This window comes from Sphingobacterium sp. SGR-19, from assembly GCF_011043555.1.
In the GTDB taxonomy this organism is placed as follows: Bacteria; Bacteroidota; Bacteroidia; order Sphingobacteriales; family Sphingobacteriaceae; genus Sphingobacterium.
Map to the genome: position 1 here is coordinate 125612 of NZ_JAAKGS010000008.1, position 11580 is coordinate 137191.

At 43.7% G+C, this 11580-nt stretch carries 7 protein-coding genes; all 7 read right to left on the reverse strand.

Annotated elements, in window-relative coordinates; all coding sequences use genetic code 11:
• Nucleotides 1–294 precede the first annotated feature (294 nt).
• A complete protein-coding gene (locus tag G5B43_RS14955; protein WP_240904879.1) occupies nt 295–1404 on the reverse strand; it encodes a glycoside hydrolase family 105 protein in 1110 nt (369 codons plus the stop codon).
• A 26-nt stretch (nt 1405–1430) separates the two neighbouring features.
• Nucleotides 1431–2546: a glycoside hydrolase family 130 protein gene (locus tag G5B43_RS14960; RefSeq protein ID WP_165295608.1), complete on the reverse strand. Its 1116-nt coding sequence runs from the start codon at nt 2544–2546 to the stop codon at nt 1431–1433.
• On the reverse strand, nt 2543–5383 hold the full coding sequence (locus tag G5B43_RS14965) for an MGH1-like glycoside hydrolase domain-containing protein (RefSeq protein WP_165295609.1): 2841 nt from the start codon (nt 5381–5383) through the stop codon (nt 2543–2545). The genes G5B43_RS14960 and G5B43_RS14965 overlap by 4 nt, the downstream gene beginning before the upstream one ends.
• Before the next feature lie 76 nt (nt 5384–5459).
• Nucleotides 5460–7253 (reverse strand): sugar-binding protein, encoded by a 1794-nt coding sequence (locus tag G5B43_RS14970; protein WP_165295610.1) that lies wholly within the window; start codon nt 7251–7253, stop codon nt 5460–5462.
• Between the two features lie 83 nt (nt 7254–7336).
• Nucleotides 7337–8443 (reverse strand): glycoside hydrolase family 105 protein, encoded by a 1107-nt coding sequence (locus tag G5B43_RS14975; RefSeq protein WP_165295611.1) that lies wholly within the window; start codon nt 8441–8443, stop codon nt 7337–7339.
• 25 nt (nt 8444–8468) lie between these two features.
• Complete coding sequence (locus tag G5B43_RS14980) at nt 8469–9878, reverse strand: sulfatase (protein WP_240904880.1); 1410 nt, start codon at nt 9876–9878, stop codon at nt 8469–8471.
• A gap of 45 nt (nt 9879–9923) precedes the next feature.
• Nucleotides 9924–11567: a RagB/SusD family nutrient uptake outer membrane protein gene (locus G5B43_RS14985; protein WP_165295612.1), complete on the reverse strand. Its 1644-nt coding sequence runs from the start codon at nt 11565–11567 to the stop codon at nt 9924–9926.
• Between the last annotated feature and the right edge of the window lie 13 nt (nt 11568–11580).

An 11580-nucleotide genomic window follows, 5' to 3' on the forward strand; every position in this document is an offset into this window, starting at 1 on the left:
TATATGCAATTATAATTACGTCGCGCGCCACATTCGACAACCAGCTCCGATATCGTTTATTATTCTCGGTACCGTATTGGTCGCACATCAAGTGGCTTTTGACCATGTCATCCTTAAATGATGTGCTGCTAGTCTGGACGAAGGCTGTACGGACATATAAGGCATTCCTCTACGCGAGTTTGTAACATAGAAGAACTCCCTGTATGGTTTTAAGGCAACTATGGTGTGTTACTTTACGAACACTACCTACGAAAAAAGGGAACATTAGCTTGGTAGGAGTGAAAATTATCGTTATTACTTCTCCAATAAAGCATTCACGCACCACAGATAAGGAAACTGTCCATGGAAATCACCTGTTCTGCGCGGACGATCATAATAATATTGTTTATCGTTCTTTTTGTTGGTACCAACACACACCTCCGATACGCTCCCCTTTTCATCCACATAGTCTACCAATGCTATCCATGCTTTACGGGCTGCCGGCGCATATTCTTTCGAATCCAACCAACCTTGTTTCACACCGGTGATGAAGGCGTAGGCGAACATGGCTGATCCCGAAGTCTCTGCCCAACAATCCGCTTCATCAATCAACTGGTTCCACATACCATTCGGCTGCTGATATTGTTTCAAGCTAGCCATCATCTTACGATATCCTTCCAAAATACGTGGACGATATTCGCTGTCCTCCGGTAAATAGCGTAGCAATTCGGTCACACCTGCGGCCATCCAACCATTTCCGCGTCCCCAATAAAAGGGAACATCTGGCGCGTGGTAAAACAATCCATTCGGACGTTGTAGCTCATCCAGGTAAAGCACCATTTCCTTAGCTGCACGGTCGATATATTTCCGATCGCCAGTTACTTTGTAAGCTTCGCTCTGCACGATCGTGATCATATACATGTCGTCTATCCAAAGGCGTGTTTGCCAAGAATAACCTTTGTCAGCCCAAGCTTTCTCTTCGGGTTTAGCATCAGTAGGCACTTCCCATTGTGTATCGGCATAGGGAAGTCCCAGGTCGAAATAACGCTTATCTTCCGTGATGCGATATAGCGTCAAAGGTAGGCTGCCGAACATGTTCAGATCCACATGGTTCTTAATCGGAAGTAATGCCTTGTCCTTGTCGAACAGCAGTTCAAAACGGTTTTTTAGATACGAGGTAAGATATTTGTCCTGCGTTAGTTCGGCAAAGTTGAGTCCACTTTTCCAATAAAACGTCTGCGGATAGCCAATCCATTTTCCAGCATGTAAGGCATTGCCCATATACACAAAACGATAAGCGATAAGTTTGCCAACCTCTTCTGGAGCATAACCTTCGGGAAAGTCTGTCAGTTCTTTATGTTGGGCGAATGAGAACTGAAAAGTACAAATTGTCAATAAAAATAAAACCGTTTTTTTAAGCATCATATTGATTTTGGTAAAAGAATTCATAATTAATTTTTGTTTTTGGGGTCGTACACAGCAACGCCTACTTGGCTATCGGCACACCCGTAGTACAGAAACCACTTATTTTTAAAATAGGCAAGCCCTTGAATGAACACGGTGCCGTCCGGGTATTGTCCACTTTTTTCGAAGGGTTCGGTAGGCACAAAGAAAGGTTTGTCTAGCCGACCGATAACCTTCGAAGGATTGTTGAGGTCAAAGAGTACCTGTCCTGCGGCATAGGTGTTAGCGGTATAATTTGTATCTCTACCGGCACCACCTTTATTTTTACCGTTGTACAACACTAAAATACCATGTTCGGTTAGGAGAGCGGGAGGGCCACATTCGGTTAAATCACTGTCAAAATAGCCTCGGCGTGGTGTGACCACCAGATCCAGATCGCCCTTTTCATTTAAGGTGGGGACCCAATTGATGAGATCGTCCGATGTAGCAATATTCATATAGCGCTCGCCCCAATACATCATGTATTTTCCATTGACTTTGGTGATGACCTGTTTACCATTTTCTAATTTGGTAACGACAGATCCCGATTTGCAGAATAGATCTTTAAATTTACCTTTATGTGCAGTCTGGAAAGCCGGTCCATGCTTGGTCCAGTTTTTTAAATCTCTGGAAGTCGCCACTGCCAGACGAGCCACTTTTCGATTCCACTGGGTGTACAGCATGACATATAAACCATCTTCTGTGACCGCGATACGTGGATCTTCACAGCCCCCCGGCCATTCATTTCCCTTTTGTTCATCTTCATCGGGATAGAATATCGGTTTTTTGCTTCGCTTCATGTGGATACCATCTTTACTTTCCGCAATGCCTAAGCGCGAAGTGCGCTTACCGATGCCCATGCCAGATTTGTCTTCGCCGCGATACAAAACATAGATTCGGTTGTCCTTTACGACGGCTCCCGGATTGAAAACGTCACTAGACTCCCAGGCGATTTCCTGTTTGCTCATTGGATCAAAGAAGGTGGTGTTTGGATCAGGGGAGATGACGGGGTTAGCGCCTTCCGGCCGGACGAACGGACCTAAAGCCCAGTCATCGTGTATTTGTTGTGCTGACGAACACAGTACAACAGATAGAAAGAGCAGGAGCAAGCGGAATCGTTTCATATTATCGTTTCTTGCGGTTTTATTTCTAAATTAAAAATTTCGTTGTGTTTTTTCTCCAGGACAATTTTAATCGTGTATAAACCATCGAGTACTTTATTCAGCGGCACACTTTTACCATTGAGCGTAGCTTGGTAATCGTAAGCATCATTCAAGCAGAAAAGCAGCGAGGAAGAATGTTCACCTTGGTCTGCAAACAATCGAAATTGGCCGTCAAATCCATTGTTTTCTGGATAGAATTTCTGCATAACGGGCCATACATTGAACCCGTGCGTAACATTGCCGGGTCGATATAATGCACTAAACCAGTTTAATACAGGAGAAGATAAGGCGCCAAACTGATGCCAACCCCCACCGTTGCCCGTTTCTACACTAAAATTTTCCCAACAGTTATATGTTGCTTCTGTTTCCCGTTTCCAAACGTCCAGTGCTGTTTGTGCAATCTGTATCGCTTTTTCCGGCTCATTCAGATCCAACATCGTCTTCCAGATAAACCATTGATGCGGCATCCAAACCCGTCCGTTCCAATAGCCGTCTTTATTGTAATAAGATGCAGATTGATCGATAGCGGTAATCCCTTGATCTGTCCATAGATTCGCTTTACTAAATATATGTTCGATTAACCTGCTTTTCTGTTCCGGTGTACAAATGCCCGCAATCAGCGGGCTTACACCGTCAAGTCCCATGTTGAAATTAACGCCCGAATCGTCTCGCAGTATTCCGTTTGGCTCTCCCTTACCATTATGCTTTACATAGCCGAAATATCCAGATGCCTCGTCCCATGAGAATTCCTGAAGCGATTTACTGTACAGCTGAATATCTTTCGTATAGTTTTCTACATCTTGCCGGTAGCCTAAATACGTGGCCGCCATTTTGAGTAATTTGGCAAATCGTATCTGATGAGCGGTGTTGACAGTCGCTGCGGTCGATCTGGCCAATTTATGCCTATGCATATACACTTGTGGGCTATAGTCGTCCCATCCGCCGGAGTTATAAAATATGTCCCAAGTTTGGAGCAAATTTGATTTAAGGTTTCGGGTAGGCGAACTTTCCGCACCGTTTAAAAATTCATAATAACGTTTCAGACGGGGATAAAAGTAGCGTAGATACTCTTCGTTCTGTGTTGCGTTCCACAGCGCATTAAAGAGATACGCCTGCACAGGTAAGGGGGTGCCATGCTCCAAGAAAGCAGACTGCTCCGTTACATCCATGGTGTAAGCGTTTAAGCTCTCCAGTGCTCGACCTAAATTCAATGTGCAGTAGCCTAACCCTATGAATCCTGCATCCCAGGTATAAAAAGCACTCCATCTTTTTCCAGGGGTAGTGTGTTTCATATAATTGTTCCCCGCAAATGTCGGATAGTTGACATTGGTGAGTGTGGTCGCTGCCATGAGTCGTTGGCTGAAAATATACGGTTCACCGGCTTTATTAACTGTCCAGTTGTCTGAAATAGTTTGCTGTCGCTTAGCGATGTCATCTATAGTGTGTTCATCGAAACTTAAAGTTTTGAGTCTGTTAATAACATCCTTTGCACTGCTGCCAGAAACGACGTAAGCATAACGATTTGTCTGTTGCCTCGGAGCGACGTTGATAGGTGCCGAAAATATATTTTCGAAGTATCCTTTATTGTTGCCGCCTATTCTTGATTTGTTGGAAGATCGATGTTCTTTTTTGACGAGATGGTTAAAATGTGCCAATGCTTTATCGGGGCTGTCGTCGAACAGTGTTCTCCGGTCCGCTAGGCTGTCCTCCCATAGAATGCCATAATACTCCGGTATGTCATCGTATTTGAAGACCGCTGAATTTTTGAGGCCACTTTCGATTTCCTTTGGTATCCGATTGATGGATGCTTCCTGAAATTTTATACTAGAGATTTCATCTTCATGCAACAGCATGAACCCATCGAACGCAATTTTAGCTTTCTTTAAGGTTTTTAGCTTCAGGTTCAGCGCACCATTTGGTATCGCTGCGACGGCTATTGATACTAAGGAGTAGTCCTTTGTATAGGGTAAGGTCGCGGTCATGCCGGTGTTATTGTTGATGGCGATACTTAGCTGGGCATCGTCGTTATCAACCGAACGGTATCGGATCAAGATGACCCCTTGGCGCATATTCCGGTCGTTTTTCAGTCTATACGATAGTTTCTCACCTGGATTTTTTCCAGCTACGATAGCGCTTTTGCTGGCTGCGTTTTCATCTTTAATCTGGCCCCGTAATTGCCCGTCGTAAACCAAATTATAGTTAAAAGCTTTAATAGAGTCCGTGAAGTCTAGATAATCGGAGGCTTGATAAAACTTAATATCATGCGGTTTGACAATAGCCACCCTTTTTTGGTAAGGGTGCTGGATGGAAGTGAAGATATTGAGCGCCATGCTGCGGGGACGATTTGTATTATTCACATAAGCCGCCCGAATAAGACGACTATTTTCGTCTACTTTGCTAAACGAAACGTCGCAGTATACCTGATCTTTCCATTCCAGCTGAAATCGGTAAGCAAAATAAGATAGGTCAGCTGAAGCGTCCCAAGGATGATAGCCGGATTCCCGTTGTGTACTGGCCAATGGAGTGACATTCCGGAAATAAAGCGAAGGTTGTACTATGACATCAAATCGAATACCGTCGTTTTTTATTGGCACATGCGATATGCCGTTAAATTTAGTGGAATAGGGACCCCATGCAGGTAGAGCCATATCATGTGTATGCTGTAACGCATGTGTAAAACCTGGCGCCCACGTCGTATAGATTGTAGGAGCGGGCTGGGCAACCAGATTAGATAGTACCGTTAGCATAACTACGGCAAGGGCTAGGTGTTTATACTTTTTTTTGTTGTTAATGACCATGTGAATAGGCGATGATAAACTCGGCTAGTTTAGGACACGAGCGGGAAAAATAGCCGCTCGTGTCCTGTCTTTTTGATTAGAGATCCGTGACCGGTATCCACTTCGCTGTGCTTGTTCCGTTAGTACGCGTAACAGTATCTTCGCCACTTTCATTATCTTGAATGGCAAAATTAACAAGTATCTGTTCTAACTGGATCATTAATTCGGAACGTGGAATGGCCAGTTCAACCATATAACCGTGATCGCGATCAAAGTTATTGTCAAGGGTGCCTTTAAAGTTGGACTTGGCGTTCGCACCCAAACTGGTACTCGTCCATCCATTTGTGTACGTGGACGTTTCTTTCAGGCCGTCATGCGCTACTTTTAAGCGGTAGGCTCCTTCACCTAAAGCATCTTTGTCAGCAGCAGCTATATAAATCATGGCATGATCCTCATCGGTAAGAACGTGGTCAAGCACCTCAACCAAGAAATATACACTGTCATTATCTGCAGCTACTCGAAGTGTTCCTTGTGCCTGTGATTTTTCGCCGACGAAAAGCGCTTCATCAGTGTTTTCCCAGTCGGTATTATCTCCGTCGATGCTGATGCTCCGCTGCGAAGCATGTATACTATGATTGAGTATAAATTTTGCCAATGTTATTTCCTTTTCGCCAGTGTTTGGCATAACGCCGATAATTTGGTGGCTGTCTTCGATATCTAGCGAACCCCAATATCCACCCGTAAAAACTGATGGTGAATAGTTCTCGCCAAATGCACGCGCTTGAGCATTTCCAATCTTAAGATGGAATCTAGAATTGTGATTATACGACAGAACGGTTTCGCCGGATGGAAACTGCCTTAGGTACGGCGCACTTCCCGAGAAAGCGAGATCGTTACGATCCGCAGGACCTTCTTCATCTTTGGAGAGGTGTTCCCATTGACCATCCTCACCAGAATAAGCAAACGATATGTGGTAACCTCCTATATTCGCTTCAAGTGCTGCGGCCAGCTCATTGCTGTTGTTTAATTTGATGACAGAAGGCATTTGGTTGTTGAAGTACGTACCCCCGTCTATCATGTGCTTCGTACGTAATACATAATACGGATCAGAACCAAAAGATGGTGTCCAGGAATTGCCGTTGTCGTTGGATACTACCATCGCTGTGCCAGTATCTGTACCGTGATCACTGGTACGATCACTATCGGTGAAGTAACAATGGATTTCGCCTGACGGCAGTTCCAGCAGATAAGGTTCCCAATTTACACCTTGGTATATTTCAATAGGTTCGCTCCATGTTTGACCATGATCGGTGCTTCTCCGCAACACAAGGCCAGCATCGAGCGGCTTTTCGCGATAGCCTCTATTTGCGCGAAACGAGGCAACGGCTAAAATGTCGCCATTTGCAAGTACCAATGCGTCGCAGGTTGCAAAACGACGTTCATTTTCTTCACCATCGCTGTCCGTAATCTTGTAGTTTTGATATATTTTTCCTTTTGGTGTCCATGTCACCAAATCATTGCTAACGGCGTAATCACAACTTGCACCAATGCTTTGTGGAGCATTGTGAAAAAACATGATATAAGTCCCGTTGACCAACTTTTTAATACGTGGATAACGGGGATTATCAACGCCAAGCCCTGTTTTACCTATACCAACATAGCTTCTGTAGTTCATTTTTAACGATGAACGAGATATTAGGTCTGTATGGGAATTGATGTTGACTTCACCTTGATTAAGTTTTTCGATAGGTGTAATCTCCAAGTCAGTTGTTGGATTTTCGGAATCATTTTCTTTCGGCTCTTCTGTTTTGGGTTCTTCTTGTTCCTGTGGATTCGTGCTTTTCTCACAGGCTGCAAATAAACAAAACGGAGCAGTGAGTAAAACACTCATTTTTAGTAAACTTTTCTTCCAACGCATAACTTAGTTTATTGATGTTAAAGCCGCTATGGCAACTATACCTGTTGATAAATACGCTATTTATTACTTAATAGTGCTGCTGCACACCAAAGATAAGGTGCTTGTCCGTGAAGATCTCCTGGATTGCGTGGGCGGTTGAGGTAATGCTGCTTGTCGTTCTTTTTGCCCGTCCCAATGCAAACCTCTGTCACGTTATTACGCTCATCGATATAAGGAATCATGGCTAGCCAAGCTTTGTGCGCAGCAGGGGCATATTCTGTGGCATCCAACCATCCTTCCTGAACACCAATGATAAACGCATAAGTGAACATCGCTGTTCCAGACGTTTCTGCCCAAAAAGTTGGTTCATCGATCAACTGGTTCCACATACCGCTAGGTTGCTGATAGTCTTTAAGACTTTTCATCATTTTCAGATAACCCTCCATAATACGCGGACGATCTTTATGATCCTCAGGCATCATGCGCAGGAGGTTAGGCATACCGACAGCCATCCAGCCATCGCCGCGCGCCCAATAGTAGGGTACGTCAGGTGCATGATAAAAAAGACCATTAGGGCGTTGCAATTCATCCAAGTACAAAACCATTTCCTTGGCAGCACGGTCAAGGTATTTTTTATCGCCTGTTACTTTATAGGCTTCGCCTTGGACCACAGTAATCATATACATGTCGTCAATCCATAAGCGTGTTTGCCAAGAATATCCTTTATCTGCCCAAGCTTTTTGTTCCGCTTTGGCGTTGGCAGGTACTTCCCACTGCGTGTCTGCATAGGCTAATCCCATTTCCTTGTAGCGTTCGTCTTTGGTTATCTGATAGAGTTTCAGCGCAAGGCTTCCAAACATATTGTAATCCACATGGTTCATGGGAGGTAGCAATGCTTTTTCATGTGTGAAAAGGGGTTCGAATTTGTCTTGTAAATGCTTGATAAGCTTCTTATCATTTACCTCCAGCGCATAGTCTAATGCACCGTTCCAAGTACACACTTCCGCATAATGGATTGATCGATCGTAAAGTTCATGTCGACCATTTATAAAATGATAGGCCAATTGCTTGCCGATTTCCTTCGGGGTTGATCCTTTTGGGAAACTTTTTAGTGCATTTTCTTGGGCTGATAACAGTTGAAATGAACAAACTGTTAATAACAATAAAAGTGATTTTCTAAGCATAAGAATGTCTTGTTAGTTAATAGATTTAAAATTTTGTGTCCATATCTATACCGGAGTCGCCTTGTTCTCTCATCCAGTTCTGTAGACGATTTGTATATTTTGTAATTAATTTTTTATAAGCAGGCTCTTCTGCTAGATTATGTAATTCGTTAGGATCCTGCTGCAAATCGTAGAATTCAACCGCAGGTTTGTGCGCTATACGGTTTGTTAACTTGGCTGCTGCTTCATTGTGTTTTGCTTCAGCTTTCCAAGTAGGCCATACCAGTGTTGGATCTTTATCGTTCATCATCCATTTAATGGAGTAGGTCGCATCCGGTAGGAGGTTGAGAATCAGTTTATAGTGATTGTCGCGTATACTGCGCATGGGATAGGCAGGTCCCTCCGGGATATTATTGTGAATACCGAAAGCAACCTCGCGATGTGGTTTTTCGGGGTCGGTTAGCACCTTTTTAAAGCTCAGACCATCCAGACCAGTAATCGCTTTACCACCGGCAATATCGACCAAGGTCGGAGTGATATCCTCGTATTGCACGATTGCATCTGTTGTTATCTTTGGCTTTACTGTTTCCGGCCATCGAACGATCATGGCGCTTTTCTGTCCATAATCGTACAATCCCCATTTTCCTCCTGGAAATTGTGGGCCCTGTTCTCCAAGAAAGATAACAATCGTATTTTTGTCCTGTCCCGTCTTTTCTAACATTGTTAAGACATCGCCCACCTGATTATCTAAACGTCTAACCTCCGCCAGATATTTACGAAACTCTATACGGCTTTGGTATGTATCGACCCAATGTGCGGGGAGCGTTAATTCTTCGGGATTAAACTTACTCGGATCACCAACAGTCCACGGCGCATGAGGGTTGTTGCTCATGACGAACAAACAATACGGTGATTCTTGTGTGATATAGTTTTGAACACTATCCAAAAAATAGACATCCGTTTTCGATACACAATTAGGTTCAAACCCATCGACGCGATCGAAAGGAAAGATTGCTTTCGGTTTCGTCATGTGATCTTTTCCTGTAAGTCCCACCCGGTAGCCTAGGTCTCCGAGATAGTGTACGATGCTTCTTAGCCTTTTGTTCACAGGTTTGTGGTTCTGGTAGGCACCGTGCCTTGCAGGGTACAAGCCCGTCAATAAAGAAGCTCGGGTGGGTATGCACATCGCCTCTGATGCAATCATAGAATTAAATTTTATCCCTTCTGCTGCGAGGCGATCAATGTGTTTTGTCTCTAAGTTTTTACCACCATAACAACTAAGCTGCTGCACATCCAGATCATCCGCCATAATGATGAGGAAGTTGGGTTTGTTGTCATGAGCTTGTGCTGATACTTTTGTTAGATTAAGTACGACATACATAAACACGAACAACCGAAATAGAAACGTTCGTTTAATTTCGACTCTATAATTGATATAGTAGGAAAAGATGTGCATTGATAATTAACTATGTTTTTGGGTCAAAGGGAATACATTAAAACACTATTGCTCGTATCCTGGGTTTTGGGGAAATGCCTCTTGTCCACCTTCGGTTCGGTCTATTTGTTGGCCCGGAATAGGACGAAGTTTATGGTATTCCTGTATACCCGTTGCTCCTTGCGGATTGTATTTTTTCACCCGCTCTACTAACTTCCCTGTACGGACTAAGTCAAACCAACGTACGTGTTCACCTAAGAGTTCACGCGCCCTTTCATCAAGAATAAAATCAATATCCAAATCGCTGACAGAAATTTCCATTTGACTTTCCATTCCTTCTATTGCCGCACGTTGGCGGATGGTATTGATATAAGGAACGGCTTCTGTCGCACGGCCCGACATTAACAATCCCTCCGCTGCGATAAGATAAGCTTCAGATAATCGAAACACAAGAAAATCACGATGTCCTCTCTCTGTGCTGACGTCAACTCGCGTTGGGTCTAAAAATTTTGACAAGGTCAGGAATCGTCTCTCATCGAAAGTAGCAGGTGTAAATACGGTATATTTTCGTTTTGCTAACTCTTCAGGGGTGAGGTTCCTGTCGGACATATAGATTGCGGTATCACCTACGTTAAGTGTGATTTCTTGTCCGCGGATCGTATATGTTCCAGGTTTATTGCAGTAAAACACCCATTTGAAACTATCTTTATAACGCGTGTCCGCCTCTTTATCAAACAGTTCATTGATGACAAAGTTAGTGGGCCTATACCGTTTGAAAGGACGGCCATTTTCAATATCACGTTGCATGCCAGGTAAGATGTCATATTCCATCAGAAAATAAAGATGGTTTTTATTTCCATCACCAGCGGTTAAGATATCTGGACTGTATTGGACAGCCCATACTACTTCGTTGTTAATCTCTCCTGGGCCAATTGCAAATATGTCGGCATAATTCTCCAACAATTCATAATCGTAATTTTCAATGACATTTTTAGCGAACTGAACCGCAGTGCTGTAATCATCGTTCTCTGCTGCTCCCGATGTGGCACGCGTCAAATATACTTTTGCTGAAAGAAATTCGGCGGCGCCTTTTGTTGCTCGACCATAGTCTGTTTGTTTTGTTGGAAGGTTTTCGATAGCAAAGTTCAGATCATCAACAATAACTTGATATACGTCCTCTACAGGACTTCTACGTGCTTCTAGCACCACACCCTGCGTTTCTTCCAAATTGATATGAACAGGACCCCAAGTCTGCACTAATAGGAAATAATAGAACGCTCGCAGATAGCGAACTTCAGCTACGCGCGTCGTTTTGGTATTCTCATCTAAGCCTTCCACCATTTCTGCGCGCGAAATTGCCATATTACAGTTGTTGATGGCGATGTACATATTGTCCCATGTTTCTCGTACGGCACCCAAACGTGGAGACAGACCGCCATCGTACATATTCATGCTCTTTAATCCACCGTCTGAACCATGAGTAAATTCATCCGTGCCGAAAACTGTTAATGCAGAGCCTCTTTCTGCACCGTAGAATGTCCGCATGTGACTATAAGATGCGTTAACGACACTCTCAAAACCAGCAGGTGTATTTGCATAACTGTCAGCTGTTTGGGAACGTATATCTTCATCTAAAAGGTTGTTGCAAGAAGATGCAATAGAAATACAGGTTAACGAAAGGAAAAATAGCGAATATCTAATCTTTTTCATCTGGTTCTTTGTT